This window comes from Streptomyces sp. NPDC030798 (assembly GCF_055572275.1).
Window position 1 is genome coordinate 93,633 of record NZ_JBVIDR010000002.1, and the last position, 14,228, is coordinate 107,860.

13 protein-coding genes are annotated in these 14,228 nt (G+C 66.1%); 3 read left to right on the top strand and 10 right to left on the bottom strand.

The window, feature by feature from the left end:
- Positions 1-19: 19 nt before the first annotated feature.
- A complete protein-coding gene (locus ACZ404_RS04960; protein ID WP_468436009.1) occupies positions 20-637 on the top strand; it encodes a DUF3291 domain-containing protein in 618 nt (205 codons plus the stop codon).
- Between the two features lie 90 nt (positions 638-727).
- On the opposite strand, the gene ACZ404_RS04965 is transcribed toward ACZ404_RS04960, so the two are convergent.
- Together ACZ404_RS04965 and ACZ404_RS04970 are read right to left on the bottom strand one after the other, a co-directional pair.
- Positions 728-1,375 carry a dihydrofolate reductase family protein gene (locus ACZ404_RS04965; RefSeq protein ID WP_468436011.1) on the bottom strand — a complete coding sequence of 216 codons (648 nt, stop codon included), beginning with the start codon at positions 1,373-1,375 and terminating at the stop codon, positions 728-730.
- Positions 1,376-1,598: 223 nt separating this feature from the next.
- Entirely contained in the window at positions 1,599-2,267 is a 669-nt protein-coding gene (locus ACZ404_RS04970; protein ID WP_468436013.1) for a Type 1 glutamine amidotransferase-like domain-containing protein, read from the bottom strand.
- 154 nt (positions 2,268-2,421) lie between these two features.
- Here ACZ404_RS04970 and ACZ404_RS04975 point away from each other — a divergent pair, with 154 nt between their 5' ends.
- Complete coding sequence (locus tag ACZ404_RS04975; protein WP_468436015.1) at positions 2,422-2,607, top strand: hypothetical protein; 186 nt, start codon at positions 2,422-2,424, stop codon at positions 2,605-2,607.
- 40 nt (positions 2,608-2,647) lie between these two features.
- Positions 2,648-3,091: a hypothetical protein gene (locus ACZ404_RS04980; RefSeq protein ID WP_468436017.1), complete on the top strand. Its 444-nt coding sequence runs from the start codon at positions 2,648-2,650 to the stop codon at positions 3,089-3,091.
- A gap of 81 nt (positions 3,092-3,172) precedes the next feature.
- On the opposite strand, the gene ACZ404_RS04985 is transcribed toward ACZ404_RS04980, so the two are convergent.
- The 8 genes from ACZ404_RS04985 to ACZ404_RS05020 form a co-directional block, all read right to left on the bottom strand.
- Positions 3,173-3,493, bottom strand: a complete 321-nt coding sequence (locus ACZ404_RS04985; protein WP_468436019.1) for a DUF6191 domain-containing protein — start codon at positions 3,491-3,493, stop codon at positions 3,173-3,175.
- A gap of 299 nt (positions 3,494-3,792) precedes the next feature.
- The gene (locus tag ACZ404_RS04990) at positions 3,793-5,145 is read right to left on the bottom strand and encodes a DNA cytosine methyltransferase (RefSeq protein WP_468436021.1); all 1,353 of its coding nucleotides are present in this window, start codon (positions 5,143-5,145) and stop codon (positions 3,793-3,795) included.
- Between the two features lie 9 nt (positions 5,146-5,154).
- A complete protein-coding gene (locus ACZ404_RS04995; RefSeq protein ID WP_468436023.1) occupies positions 5,155-6,999 on the bottom strand; it encodes a DUF6339 family protein in 1,845 nt (614 codons plus the stop codon).
- Complete coding sequence (locus ACZ404_RS05000) at positions 6,999-7,895, bottom strand: hypothetical protein (protein ID WP_468436025.1); 897 nt, start codon at positions 7,893-7,895, stop codon at positions 6,999-7,001. The genes ACZ404_RS04995 and ACZ404_RS05000 overlap by 1 nt, the downstream gene beginning before the upstream one ends.
- Complete coding sequence (locus ACZ404_RS05005) at positions 7,892-9,838, bottom strand: hypothetical protein (protein WP_468436027.1); 1,947 nt, start codon at positions 9,836-9,838, stop codon at positions 7,892-7,894. Before ACZ404_RS05005 ends, ACZ404_RS05000 begins: the two co-directional genes overlap by 4 nt.
- Complete coding sequence (locus ACZ404_RS05010; protein WP_468436029.1) at positions 9,835-10,860, bottom strand: PD-(D/E)XK motif protein; 1,026 nt, start codon at positions 10,858-10,860, stop codon at positions 9,835-9,837. Before ACZ404_RS05010 ends, ACZ404_RS05005 begins: the two co-directional genes overlap by 4 nt.
- Complete coding sequence (locus tag ACZ404_RS05015; protein WP_468436031.1) at positions 10,857-13,412, bottom strand: Z1 domain-containing protein; 2,556 nt, start codon at positions 13,410-13,412, stop codon at positions 10,857-10,859. The genes ACZ404_RS05010 and ACZ404_RS05015 overlap by 4 nt, the downstream gene beginning before the upstream one ends.
- Positions 13,413-13,565: 153 nt before the next feature.
- Positions 13,566-13,985, bottom strand: coding sequence for a very short patch repair endonuclease (locus ACZ404_RS05020; protein WP_468436033.1), 420 nt, complete (start codon positions 13,983-13,985; stop codon positions 13,566-13,568).
- Positions 13,986-14,228: the final 243 nt, after the last annotated feature.

Genomic DNA, 14,228 nt, shown 5'->3' on the forward strand with positions numbered 1-14,228 from the left:
CCCGACCAGGGAGAGACGCATGCCCCAGCTCGCGCTGTACACATTCGGCGTCCTGACGACACCTCTCGCCGATCCCGCACCTCTCACGCGCGAGTTCTACGACACGGGGGAGGCCGTCTACCGGGAGATCAGTCAGCACCCGGGGTACCTCGGGCGTGCTGAAGCGGCAGACGGTGACCGGGGCATGCTCTTCGGGGCGGACTGGGGTGCGTGGGGCGAGTTCGCCGTACCGACCTGGTACGGCAAGGGCCGCACAGCGGAAACCACCGCCCTGGCCGCGACCCTCTCGCTCTGGACCGACCTGCGCTCCGCCTTCGACGCCGTCCACACCGGTCGGCACCGGGCGGCGCTGAACAGGCGCTACGACTGGTTCGAGAGGACGGAGCACCCGAATCACGTGATCTGGTGGGTCTCCGACGGCGTGATACCCACCTGGCAGGACGGGGTCTCCAGGCTGGAACACCTCCACGACCACGGCTCAGCGCCGCACGCCTTCACCTTCCGCCACGCGTTCACCCCGGAGGGAACTCCCACCAGGACCGGGTTCGCAGCCGAACGCCCCGATCGGGCCGACCAGCAAGCTCGCGCCGACCGTATGACACACGAACGCGCCATCGGGGAAAACGGAAGATCCTGAATGGAGCGGACTTCTGGTCAGCAGCTCTCGGTGTCGTCGCCCGACCCTTTCAGCCGGCACCGCGGTGCGGAAACCGCGCGCCTGGTGCGTTCATTTGCGCCAGAAGAGGTGGTGCGTCACCCCGCTCGGGCTGGGCACGACCTCCATGTGGAACCGGTCCAGCAGCTCTTCGGGCGAGTCCCAGAGGCGTAGCCCGGACCCCAGCTTCACCGGTGAGACGACCACATGCATGGTGTCGACGAGGTCGGCGTCGAGGAACTCCCGGACGGTGGTCACGCCGCCACCGAGCCGGACGTCCTTGCCCTGCGCGGCCTCCCGCGCCTGCGCGAGAACGGCGGCGGGCTCGCCGGCCACGAAATGGAACGTGGTGTCGGAGAGCGTGAACGACGGACGCTCGTGATGGGTCAGGACGAACACCGGCGTGTGGAAGGGCGGCTCGTCACCCCACCAGCCGCGCCACTCGTGGTCGCGCCACGGGCCGCGCTGGGGTCCGAACTTGTTGCGGCCCATGATCTCGGCGCCGATGTTGTGACTGAAATCCCGGGTGAAGTAGTCGTCGAGGCCCCGGCTTCCCCCGGGCTCGGTGCGGTTGGGCCAGCTCGCCGTGGCGCCGGCCCAGGAGAAGAGCCTTCCCGGATCGATGTTGTGGCCGAAGGGCCGCTCCAGACTCTGGTCCTCACCGGCGGCGACGCCGTCGCTCGAGATGGTGAAGTTCTGCACGCGCAGCAGCTGATCCATGTGTTCCCTCACAGGTCCTGTCGCCTCCTCGCACGGCGAGGCGATGCGTCCTACAGGAGAATGTCGAACGGGCTCCGGCTGGATCGACACCGACGCCCAAGTTCTTCCGACGCGTGCCCCGGCCGACCAGCAGCCGACTGAGCGGGTGCGCCGCCGCCCCTGAACGGCACAGCGAAAAGGAAGCCGACCGCGCGACCTGCCCCATGCCGCACCGCGCGTCGCGTCACGGATGAAAACGCCACCGGCCTTCGGAGACGAGATCCAGCTTGTCGTCACTGACCTGGATCGCCGTGTCGTCGTCGATGAAGTAGATCGGGAAGTCCGCCCGCTCGACGATGCGGTCGGCCCAGGCGTCGTCCCGCTCCGGGAAGTCCGGCGAGTACAGGTGCGGCTTCAGATACCAGTCGAAGAGACCGAACGGCGGCTCCACCGTCCTCGCCCCCAGCACGTGCAGGTCGGCAGCGTCTCCGATGACGTCGGCGGAGTGTTCGGTGAGGTTCTTGCTGAAGATCATCGATCCGGCGCTCGTCCCCACATAGACCCGGCTCTCCAGCGCTTGCAAGAAGTCACCGGCCAGGCCGTTGCCGGTAATGCTGCGTGCGAGGTGGTACTGATTACCGCCCTCGACATAGACGACGTCGGCATGCAGCAGCCGGTCGAGCACCACCTGTCGAGGCAGGCCGTTCAGTTCCAGGACGTCGAACTCCCGCCAGCCGAGGCTGTGCACCCGGTTGAGGTGCGAGACGAACCACCCGTGGTCTCCAGGCTGGGCGACGGACGCCGTGGGGACGTACACGATGTTCGCCGACTCGAACGGCTTCGCCAGCAGGTCCCGCAGCGCGTCCCGCAGCGTCTCGTTGCGCAGACCGCTCGCCGTCAACAGGAGCTTCACCGAACGAGCCAATCATGGCCGCGGGGCGGGCGCAATGCATCCTCGTCAGCGACAAGCACCTCACCACACCGCCGCCCAACTCGTCGGCCACGGTGGCTCGCTGTGCCGGTCGACCCGGTGGCGGGACATCCCGGGCACGAACAAGGAGCCCAAGGTGTCCGCCGCCTTCGTCTCCGACTCCGGCCCCGTGATCCGGGGCGTGACACCGGAAGACGACCACGCGCACTACCTGCGCACCGGTGCCGCACCGGTGCACGCGACCGATACCGCGCTCGCCGCCACACCGGCTGCAGCGGCAGCCCTAGCGCTCACACCTTCGCGCATACGGGATTTGTGGTAGGCCCTCCGCAGGTGCTCGGCTGCTCCTCTAGGGTGACACGATGGCGTTTGAGCTGCGGGAACGATGGGGCGCACAGCCGTTGTGGGCGCGATGGGTCCTGGCGGCGTACTTGATCGGTTTCACTGAGGGCACGGGTTCGCACATCGCAGATCTGGTTCGCGGCGGCATCCGCGCCTATGCGTCGTTCCCTCAGATCCCTCTGCAGGTGTTCTTCGTCAGCTTGGTGATCCTCGACCCCTTGGCCGCCGTTCTGGTGGGGCTCGTGCGTCGGGAAGGAATCTGGCTGGCCAGTGCCGTGATGGTGTTGGACGTCAGCGCGAACTGGTGGGGCAACCGGCACTGGTTGCAGGACGACCCTGCGCAGCTGATCCGGCTCTTGCCCATCACTGTCTTCGGCGGGCTCGTCGTTGCGTTCGCGGTCCCTTTGCACCGCACGATTTCCGGGACGGCGGGCAGCCGTCACGCGGCCCTGCCCTCACTCTGACGGTTCACGATGCTCAACCGCTGCTGCGATCTCGGGACCATCACCCGCAGGCTGAGCGCGTTCGGCGGAGGAGGGCTCCCCCTACCGACCAGATCGAGGAATGCGGACGACCGCCGTTCCGCCCTCCAGGTCCACTATGGTCCGGTTCGGCGGTGCTCCGTCCTCCTCGTCGTCCCTCAGAATGAGCGCTGACTGGCGCTCCTTCAGTTCGCTCTGCTTGCCGGGCGAGAAGCTCGCATGAAGCTGCTCGAAGCCGGTCGCCGAGATCTGCCCCTGCCTGACGCTGTTCCGCCAGGGCAGCAGCCCGGCTCGCCCTGCGCGCAGAAGCAGCTGATCAGCGAAGGCCAGGGCGGTCAGCACAATGACCAGCCCAGGCAGGGTCATGAAGACGGCGAATCCCATGCCCTCAGTATCCAGGGCGAGACACACACTGGTACGCCATCTTCGAGAACACGTACGACCGCTCCGCTCCCCGCGACCGCGTTGCACCGGGTGTTGTCAGTCCTTGTCGACCCGGAAGTGCGCGAGGCACCACAAGACCTTCGATCTTGTCCGGGCTGCCGCCCCGCGTAGGGCGTTGGGGCAGAGGGCTTGAGATGCGGCCATCGTTGATCGACGGAGGGTCGGGCTCTTCCCCGCAATACGGTATCCACCGGTATCCGGGCCTGTGACGCGTCGGCGCCGCCGCCGAACTTCACCGGTCAGCCACGAAGGTAGGCGTATATTGACGCGGCAATGGCCTTCCCGAGTGGAATCGGCACCGCGTTGCCGATCTGGGTGGCGATCTCGGTCTTGGATCCGCACCAGCGAAAGCTCAGTGGGAACCCTTGGATTCGGGCAGCCTCGTAGTGCGTGATGGGGCGAGGATCGACCGGATGCAGGTAGCGGCCTTTTTCCGGCTTGAAGAACTCGGTGCGAATGGTGACGGAGGGCTGGCCGTAGCGCAGCCGCCCCATGACGTCTCCGGTGCCTGTGTTGTGGTTGTCCCAGCTGTCTGTGGACAGGTAATCGACACGTGTCCTTACTCCTGGCGGGTTGGGCGTGTCGAAGACATGGACCTCGCCGAACTCGTCCAGCGTGTACCACTTGCCCCGGAGGTCCTTTCTGTTTCCGCCCGGCGGGATGGCGCGGTAGCGCGCCCTGGAAATCGGCTCCGGGTTGCGTCCGAAGTGCAGATCGGGGGTGGTGAAGATGCCCTGCAACACGGCGTTCACCTCGGGGATGAACTCCTTCCCGTCGGGAAGCTCAGTGCCCTTCGGCTCATGCTTCGCCGTTTCCGCGAAGATGTCGTCCACAACGTTCCAGTAGGCTGGCCCAGCATCCAACCCTTGAAGTGGCTGAGCAGTATCCGCGACCGAGCGCCTCGGCCGACGGAAGTGAGTCCTGGCGGGATAGGCGAATGCGCGGCCGTTGTCGATGTCACGTCGAACGCCGATGACAATGGCGCGACGACGTGCTTGAGCTGCGCCGTAGTCAGCGGCGTTGAGCAGGTAGCGTTTGATCTTGTCGTCGTCGGTGTCGGAGGGCTCGTGCCCCGCCGGATCCACCAGTCGATACTCGTCGAGCTTCCCGCCCTCTTTCACCTCGTTGAGCAGATTGCGGAACTCGTCCGATTTGAGGAAGCGGTCGACATTTTCGATCACGAACACCTTTGGGCGGATGTCTGCAACGATCCTGACGTACTCCTCCCAAAGGCGGTTGCGCTCACTGCCCTTCTTGTTGCGGTTCAAGGCCGAGAAGCCCTGGCACGGCGGACCTCCGACGACGACGTCCGCGTGGAGGGCCTCGGGTGTCGGCTGCCAGGCTTCGATGTCGCCCACGTGCACACGAGCAGCGGGAACGCGCTCCTCGGTCCGAAGCATTCCGAAGTTCACGGCATAGGTGGCAGCCGCGGCGACGTTGTGTTCAACGGCCGCGATGCTGTGGAACACGGGCCCGTCCCCGTCCCTCCCCACGGGGCGGAACTCGTGAAATCCCTGCGTAAAGCCGCCACAGCCACTGAACAGGTCGACAACTGTGATCGGATCGGGAGCAACGGGACGGGGCGCAACCATGGGCTGATCTTAGCCTCGAAGAGCGGCGGCGACGGCCAGCCCCAAGGCGGTCGCGAGGGGCGGGGGCATGGCGTGCCCCACCTGACGATACCTGGAGGTCTTTCCGCCGAAGAACTTCCAGTCGGGAGGGAAGGATTGGATCAACGCGGCTTGATCGACTGTGAGCTTGGGTTCCCCGTCGAACGGGAAGTCGGGGCCGGGTGGGTCGTCGCCGAGGCTGTTGCCGTTGACACCCAGTGCGGCCCACGCCTTCTTGCTGCCTGTGGGGCCCAGGTCGGCGCCGCCTCGCCGATCGGATCCTCCCACGAGCGCCGGCGCGATGCGATCTGCCTTCCGGACCCAGTTCGCGGCTCCCGGCCAGCCCCCGGCGGACATTGTGGGTCCGAGGACCTTGCCCACCGTTGGTGCCGGTGCACCGTTCGGTTCGGGCCAGGCGAATCGGGTGAAGTAGGGCTCCTGCAGAGCCACCAGAAAGCCGCTGTTGCGATTCTGCGGAACGCTGAAGTCGGCGGCATTGAGAATCTTCCAACTCGAGCGTAGGCCGACCTGACGTAGTTCTTCCTCGATCCAGGCGCGGTCCGCAGCGAATTCCTCTGCCTCGACGAGATCGGGGACGTTCTCGAGGAGGACTGCTTTCGGTTTGATCTCACACGCCAGGGAGATCGCTGCACGCAGCACCCGGCGTTCCTCGGTGTCCTCCGCGCGACCGGCCGTGGCCAGGGACTTCACACGTGGCAACCCACCGCTGACGAGATCGACTCCAACGATGTCAGGACGCATTCCGGGACGGAATTGCAGGACATCCATGCACACGATGTCCCATTCAGGCCGGTTGAGGTCAATCGTGAAGCATGCGTCGGCCTTGCTGTCCAAGAGTACGACCGGGTCGAAGCCGGCGCGTTCGAGCCCGAGTGCCTGCGCACCTGCGCCGGCGCACAGCTCCACGGAACGGAACCGCCCGGTGTCGACTCGGGTCACCCCGGAGGGAGGTGCAGGTGGCTGTTCTCCATGCACCGGGGCGGCCGAATGTGAGCCTGCGGGTGTTCCGCTCGGCACTGCGCCTTGTGGGCGTTCTGCGGTAGGACCCGTGTGTGCCGCGGAGCCGAGACGCTGCGCGTCCACGGACTCCTGAGCGACTGCACGCAGCTCGTCCTCCAGCGCATCGGCCTGGATACCGTCGAACATGACGAATGGAGCAAGTCGGAGCAGCCGCTTGAGGAAGTCGCGAAGGGTTTCGCGTTCGTTCAGGCCCGTGAGGTCCAGATCCTTCCACACGCGCAGGATGGCGCGGACGAGATGCGGGCTTCCGCCGAGCGCAGCGCGTCGGGCGTAGATCTGATCGAACGCGGCCTCACCGAGGATGTCGAGCGCAGCGTACGGCTCCGGATCGTCGGGCGAACGCACGAGTTGAGCGCGCCACCAAAGTCGACCGAACACGTGCCGGGTGAGGTCGGTACCCAGCACACGGTCCTTGGGCGGCTGGGGGTAGCGCCAGAACGCAACGTCCGGGAGAAGGACCAGTGCGAGGAATGCCCAGACGTCCCGGGACGCGGCTTCCGCCGGCACCATACCCGTCTCGGAGTGCAGCAGAGCCGCCAACTGCAGATCGAACTCGGCGTTGCGTGTCCGGTCGGAGTCCTCTGGGAACCCTGCCTGCTTGGCCAGGTCCAGCACGGCGTCCCGCAACTCCTGGAGCTGTTTGGGGGAGACACGGTCACCACCGGTGGCAACGTACACCGCCGAGTCGTGGGCGACGGCGACGCGGCGGGACAGTTCGCCGACAGCGAGTTGCCTGTACTCGTCGAAGAGCGGTCTCGCCTGCTCGGCGAGGAGGCGAGGATAGAGGAAGCTCATCACGACACCCCGAAGATTCTTACGGCCGCTTGCAGATCCGAGGCGAACAAGGCGGGCGATTGCCGTCGGCGCAGTCGTACGTCAGTGATCGACTGCCCTGGGAAGAGCTGGTCGAAAAGACTGAGCAGGGTGGCGCCCAGAGAACCGTCCGGGAAGGCGGCGTCCTCGGAGAAGTCGTCCTGAGTCAGGGCGTGCTCGACCATCGTCCGCGCGACGTCCGCATAGACGGCGGAGAGCACGATTCGATCAACGGGACGGGGCTTCGCGGCATTCTGGAACGCCGTGGCAGTGACCGAGTTCTGTTCGTTGACGAGTAGGAGAAGCGCTCCCATCGTTGCGTGCTCCAAGCCGCCACTGATCTGCAGATGCCAAGCCGCGTCGTCCGGAAACGACGTCCGGGCGAAGTCGATCACGGCCATGGGGAACTGGGGAGCGTCGCCCTGGAGGCGTAGTTCCGCTCGATCGCTCCAGAGCACTGAGCCTGCTCGCCGCGGTGTCGAAGGACGGGCGTCGCTCCTTCGCTCGCCCAATACCAGAGCGGTTCCCAGCAACAGCAGACCACCGAGATCGGCCCCGCGCAGAAGGACCTCGAACTCGGCCGTGACAGTTCCCGCACCGGCCAGACGTACCTGCTGGGCCGGGCCGCTGAGGTTGGAGCCGGTGGCGGTCCACATGGTGGAGACGAGGAGGGATGCATCGTCCGAGAGACCGGACTGCCGGCGAGCCCGCTCGACGTCGACACGGACGGTTCTGCGCAGGCGCAGATCCATTTGGTAGTCCCAGTCGGGCAACGCCTCGGGAAGGGCCACCTCGCCGTCTTCGACCACGAGGCGCCAAGGCTCGGCAGTGACAACGTCTTCCGACGGGACGCGATAGGGAAGGACATGGCGGGTCACGTGGCCTTCACCGCCTCGACCTTGATGCCGATCTCAGTCATGGTGTCCGGTGCGGGGCGCACGACGGCACGCCAGATGCCTTCGCCGCCCTGGAGTACGTGCGGGTCGAAGGTGTACAGGCGGCCCGTGTCGTCTTCCCAACCAACCAGTTCGGGCATGCCGGCGCCGATGGGCGGATCGGTCTCTCGCCCACCGGCCCCGGAGAGCGTGACCGCGAGATCGCTCCGTACACGCTGCGGTCCCGGTACCGGAAGCCGAAACTCCTGAATCAGCACCGTGTCGCTTCCGCGATCGTCGTAGTAGGGGTCGCCGATGTACTGGACACGGGGGCGACGCACGACGGAGCCCGGACTGCTCGGCTCCGGTCCAGCGCTGAACGATTGCCCGTCCGTCTCGGGATCGCGCAGTTCAGGCGTCCGTACGGGACGACCGGCCGCGCGACCGCTCGTCTCGCCGGCGTCCGGCTTGGCGCTGCCAGTGACGGTGCTGCCCGGCTTCGAGTAGGCCGTGGCTCCGCCGATGCCCCATGCACCACCGACCAGGCCGGAGAACCTGGAGCTGGCTGCGCCGAGCGCAACGTTGCTCGCTCCGGGGCGTGTCACGCCGCTGAGGGACAACAGGCTTTCCAGTGCCTCGTTGATACGCCGGAACGTCGTTTGCACGAAGGTGCTCTCAGGTCTTTCGAGAGAGTGTGCGTTCCAGGCGTCGTGCGTGGGCGGCTCGGCTTTGGCGTAGACGTCGTCCATCGCCTCGTCGGCCCTGAAGACACCGGCATAGCCCTGGTTGGTGCTGGGAGGCTTCGGTCCCGGGTGATAGGTGACGACGAGCTCCGCGGGACGCATCAGACAGACGTGATGAATCAGGTCGTCGATGTCCAGCATGAGGGAGGCGCGTGTGGGTTCGAGCGCCGGCATGATGCGCTTCACCAAGCCCAAGCGGCCCAAATGGCGCTTCGGTTTGAAGCACTCGAGGTCGCTGCCGTCCGGCCCCTCCATCTTTTCGTACGCTGCGACGAACATGTTGAGTGGGCGCGTGGTGCGCGGATCGGGCACCGGGTGTTGGACACCGTCGCATGTGATGAAGAAGCGCATGGCAGGGGGCCTGCCGGCAGTGGAGATCATCTTCGGCCAGAGGTGCCAAGCGATGGTGTCGCCCAGGTAGCCGGCTGCGTCAGGCGCTTCGAGCTCGTCGAGGTGGGGATCGATGACGACCACGGTCGTCCCGGTCTCCTGGTCCCCGAACGGTTTCAGGCCGAGGCGCTGGGCGACGGAGTCCGCTTCCGGACCGACAAGCGGCTCGACAACGCTGCCCGACGTGTCACCCCACCAGTGCCGGCCCGTGTACCGACGCCGGCCCTGGTCTTCGAGTGCCACATGGCTCTTCCACAGCGTGCACCCGATGAGCCGCGTCTCGTACTCTCCCTCCGCCGTGCGGCACCGGGAGTGGACGAGCACCGTTCCCGGCTTGGACAGCAGATAGAAGATGCCCTTGCCGAAGCCGTAGGTGCCGCCACCCAGGGCTGTGTCGCGGGGCTCGCCGATGTTACGGATGAACGAGACGAAGTCACGGTCCGGACCCACTGCATCGTCGGCACGGGTCGGCCCTCCAAGTCCACGGGTCCCGCGATCGGACACGGCCAGTACACGGATCGAGCCTCGCTTGAGCGTGTCTCGAAGCGGGAAGTGCTCGCTGCTGGGAGCACCGGTCAGCAGCAGATCACGCCATGCACCGGCATGCGCCGGGCCCACGGTCCAGATGTCGATGCGGTAATCGACCGGAACGCCGGACCGGGGAAGTCGGGCATCCCAGCTGTTCTGAGCGGACTCGCGCACCAGAATGGTGAGCAGGTCGAGTTCCGGTCGCCCCAACTGGTTGCGGATGCCTTCGGCGGCACTCGCACCTTCCGGAGGATAGGGCTGGGAGAACCACTGTGGATGGGTCACACGGACTCCCGGATCAAGTGTTCCAAGACCTGAGAGACCTCGTCCGTCGCCATCGGGAGCGGGGTGTCCTGGGGCAGGTCGATCGTGTACTCGACGTCCAGAACAGAAATCGGCACGCCTGCTTCGAGAAGTGTCTGCGTCGTCAGTCGCGGGAAGCCGGACGTCACCCGGTACCACCTCTCCTCGCCTGTCACGAAGCGAATTCCTCGGTACTTCTCCGCGTCGGCAGGGCGGTAGCCGGCTGCGGCGAGCAGTTCCAACAAGGCGCTCTCGTCGTCGCACGTACGAAGTGCTCGCTCCAGCAGGTCCAGGAATCCGATCGCGGTGTCGCTTGCACCAGGCGGTAGCAAGCGGAACCAGGCCAGGCAGAGCGTTCCTCCCGGCGGCGCATCGAGCTGGTCGAGCCCGTGAATCCGGGGCTTCGGGCCTCCCGCCGCAGCACTCGTCTTGACCTCGACCGCCGCCTTGCCCGCCGCGAAGTCATGACGGTGTCCTTCGGGTCCCAGCCAGAGCCGATGAGCGCTCGAGTCGAGCTCGAGGAGTCTGTTCAACACCAGCAGTTCGCCGAACAGGCCCGCGAGCTGTTCGGGTCCGAGCGGAGCGCTGGTGGACTGAAAGAGGGCCTTCCAGCGGTCAAGGACCCCGTACAGGGCCTTGACCGAATTCTCGGGATGGGCCTCCACGGCGATCAGGACATCCACGCACAGCTCGGTGAACAGGTCGTTGAGGTCTGTCCGCAGGCAGGAGAGATCGGCATACGTCTGGTAGGTCTCTTCGTCCTCCAGCGGACGCTTGCGCAACTTGAGCACGGGGCCGTCGAGGCCGCTTCGGACCTTCCGGTGCGTGTGCACCGGCAGCAGGATGTGTCGATGTCCTTCGAGGTCGACGCCGGCGGCCGGCGAGCCCTGCGCCGTCGTCACAGGAAGCTGTGACACTCGCAGGCGCCGTTCACCGGTGGTCTGCTCGGCCTCGAGGGCGGCCCAATGCTCCTCGACCAGCTTTCGGAAGGCATCGTGGTTCATGCGTCTTCGCCTTCGACGAGCAGGCTGTAGTCCTCGTCCTCGATGCGCAGTCCGGAGAGATCGGCCGATATGTACTTCTCCACCGTGCTGTCCCCGTGCGGAGGCTCGGGGAACACCAGGCCGACACCGATCACGTGCTCTTCGGCGTTCAAAGGGGCACGAGCCGTCTTCGTGGGACTCGGTGTCGAAACCTTGTCGATCGGATAGAGCACCAACAGCCCAGTGTCCGGAAGGAGCTCACGGCGCTTGTCCATGATGCCCTTCTCGGTCAGCTTCGCCGTGTCGCCGTCCAGGTCCACTGCCGCGTCGCGGCGGCTCATCAGGGTCTTGATGTCGGCGAAATAGGGGTCGGTGTTGCTCAAGGCAAGACGGGCACGGGTGTTGAGTCCCACGCTGACACCCGGAGCGAAACTGAACGGCTCACCGGTGGGGTTCCCCACGATGGCCACGTTCCATCGACGCAGGGCACCGGCCGTCGCGACGCGCTTTCGGATGTAGCCGATGATCAGCTCGGCGTCGTTCTCGGGCGACTTCTCGTGGAACTTGTACGAGGCCAGGAAATCGGTCACCAGGTCATACGGCACGTCACGGAAGACGAAGCGTCCCTCCGAGGCCCGCTCCTCTGTGCGGACGGCATCCGAGCGAGAGGCGTCCACCAAGGTCCGCGCCGCGGTGATGTTTCCCCGGAGCCAGTCCGCGTCGGTGCGGAAGTAGTGCGTTTGGACGCGCTTTCCGCCGTAGGAGGAGGCCGCGGTGACGGCGTCCCGCATCTTCGCCGCGGCCGTGACACGCAGCGCCGGGTGCGTGCGCAGCCGTACGGCGAAGGTGAGCGGAGTCTCGGCCTCGGTCATGTAGATGTCGATGTCCCGGCGCATCTCCGTCTCGACGGTGGCCAGGTGCCGGAACCACTCGGCCAGCTCGTCGGTCATCCAGATCCGGGGCAGATCCGCGTAGCCGTTCCTGAAGCCGAACCAGCGCCCCATCTGGAGCAGCGTGTCGTAGGCGGAGACGGCGCGCACGAAGTAGCTGACCGACAGCCCTTCGAGGGTGAGTCCGCGGGAAAGGGTGTTGCCCCCGACGGCTATCGCCACCACGGGACCGTTCTCGTAGTCGAGACGATCCTCGCTGCTGGAGTTGTCCATGATGATTCGGCAGCTTTGAAGGACTCCCGGCAGCTCGCGTGTCAGGTCCTCGAAGGCGACCTTCTTCTCGCCGAACTCGTCGGCAGGGACGCGTGCCGTCTCCTCCTCCCAAAGCTCACGCAGTCGGGAGAGGAAGGCTGCGTCGGCCAGGGACTGGGCCGCACGGTTCAACAGATGTTGCAGCGGTCGTTTGAAGCTGTTGTGCACGGCCGTGTTGACGCTGGTGTGTATCAGCATGGTGCTGTGCGGGTTGCCCCTACGACGCACGCGACGAGCTGCCGTCACCAGCCAGAAGTACTCGACGGCTCTCCGGAGAGTGTCGGTGATGACGGGCTCGAAGCCCTCGACGTCGGCCCTCGTCTCCGGGCGGACGCACGCCACGTCGTCGTCGGGGACCGAGCGGATCATGTCGTAACCGTCGTCGACCTGCTCCGGGTCTTCCCCGTCGAGTGCGTAGCGGCCGAACAGGACCTCCGTGCCGAAGTGTCCCTCGGGCTTCGGGAGGTTCACGACGAAGTCGCGCGGATAGAGGTCCTCCGCGCTCGGGTCGATGAGCAGATTGGCGAACGGTGAGGCCGTGTAGCCGACGTAGGCGGACCGCGGCAGGCTGCTCATGATGCTGAGGATCAGCGGATTGATGGACTTCGTCGCGACCGTCGCCTGGTCCGCTTCGTCGTCGATGATCAATGCCGGGCAGTCCTGCAGGTAATCCGCTGCCTTCGCCAGCCATTGGGCGAGCTTGCGCAGCACTGTCGCGTTCTTCTTGACCACACAGAGCACGTGCGTCTTGTTGCTCTTGCCGAAGTAGGAAGCAGGGTTCTGCAGCGGTGTGAAGTCCTTGTCGAGGCCGGTCAGTTGGGACCACAGGGAGGGATTGGGCTCCACGAGCTGCTGCACCAGACGGGCCTGGGTCTGGCGGCGGAGGCCGTTGTGGATGCCGGCCAGGACGATGAAGAGCTTGTAGCCGCGGTCGGCCGCCTTGGCCATGACGGAGGTGAAGTTGGTGGTCTTGCCGGACTGCACATAGCCCACGACCAGGCCTCGCGTGGAGAACGACTTCTCCTTCGGATGGTTCAGCAGCGAGACCACTCGTGTCGAGGAATCGTCCAGATTGCGGATGGCCGGCTCATCGGACCAACCGTCCTTGCGCAGCAGGTCGACGATCACGGGCCAACACTTGTCCTTGTCCTGCGGGCCCGTGTACCAGGTGTCCCGGTTGCCGAGGACGACGGCGTGAGGCTCCTCGAGCTCCTTGATGCGTATCGTCTGGTGTTCGTGGCGCTCCCGGATCTCCTGGACGATCTCCGGGGCGACACCCAGCACCTCCAGCCGCTTGACCGCCTCGGACGGAGGGAAGGCGTCCAGTAGCGCCTTGAACGTTTCATACATGCCGTCGAACTCGTCGGTCATAGGACCCGACCGCCCCCCGCTCCCACTCGTCGAGCTGCCCGCATTGGATTCCGCCGGATGATCCCCTGCCTGACATCAGGGGAGTGGCCCAACGCCGCCTTCACAAGGCCTGCACATTATTCAGCCAGATGATTGCTACTGCCAAGTACTGTTTCAGGATCGATGCTCGCCCGACGGGCCCTCCGCTTCTTCGACGGCCGGCCGGCCGGTCTTCACAAAAGTCGCGATTCGGCGCGCCACGTCCTCGGCGGATTCGTGCTCCCAGAAGCGCAGCACCGTCCAACCGGCGGAGGTCAGGTGCTCTGTCGTTTCGATGTCCCGCGCCATGTTCTTGCCGAGCTTGGTTCGCCACCACTCGGCGTTGGCCTTCGGATGCGTGGCGTGTTCCGGGCAGCCGTGCCAGAAGCAGCCGTCCAGGAAGATCGCGACCTTGGCTCTGGTGAAGACGATGTCGATCGTCCGTCGCGGCATCCCGGGGACCGGCATGTTCACGCGGTAGCGGAGACCGTCCGCGTGCAGAAGTCGACGAACCGCAACTTCGGGGGCTGTGTCGCGCGATCCCTGGCGGCTCATGCGAGCGGAGACTGCGGCGGAAGAAGGCACGGCGTGTGACACGGCAGCATTCTGCCGGCGGAACCGGTGCGGCGTGCGCCTTGCCGGGGAAGAGGAGCGAACCGAAGGGCCGCCCGCTTCCAGGCATCGTCGCGCTTCCGCGGCCCGCCTCAAGGGCGCTTCCGCTCCGCAGCGCTGTGCTCCCGCGTCGGCCGGAGCCGATGGCCCTGCGGGCCACCCCTGACCCGGGCCGCTCCAGCACAG

Bases quoted from the DNA above. Each gene is read 5' to 3' on its own strand.
- ACZ404_RS04960 (WP_468436009.1), top strand. From the start codon at position 20: ATGCCCCAGCTCGCGCTGTACACATTCGGCGTCCTGACGACACCTCTC.
- ACZ404_RS04965 (WP_468436011.1), bottom strand. From the start codon at position 1,375: ATGGATCAGCTGCTGCGCGTGCAGAACTTCACCATCTCGAGCGACGGC.
- ACZ404_RS04980 (WP_468436017.1), top strand. From the start codon at position 2,648: ATGGCGTTTGAGCTGCGGGAACGATGGGGCGCACAGCCGTTGTGGGCG.
- ACZ404_RS04985 (WP_468436019.1), bottom strand. From the start codon at position 3,493: ATGGGATTCGCCGTCTTCATGACCCTGCCTGGGCTGGTCATTGTGCTG.
- ACZ404_RS04990 (WP_468436021.1), bottom strand. From the start codon at position 5,145: ATGGTTGCGCCCCGTCCCGTTGCTCCCGATCCGATCACAGTTGTCGAC.
- ACZ404_RS04995 (WP_468436023.1), bottom strand. From the start codon at position 6,999: ATGAGCTTCCTCTATCCTCGCCTCCTCGCCGAGCAGGCGAGACCGCTC.
- ACZ404_RS05010 (WP_468436029.1), bottom strand. From the start codon at position 10,860: ATGAACCACGATGCCTTCCGAAAGCTGGTCGAGGAGCATTGGGCCGCC.
- ACZ404_RS05015 (WP_468436031.1), bottom strand. From the start codon at position 13,412: ATGACCGACGAGTTCGACGGCATGTATGAAACGTTCAAGGCGCTACTG.
- ACZ404_RS05020 (WP_468436033.1), bottom strand. From the start codon at position 13,985: ATGAGCCGCCAGGGATCGCGCGACACAGCCCCCGAAGTTGCGGTTCGT.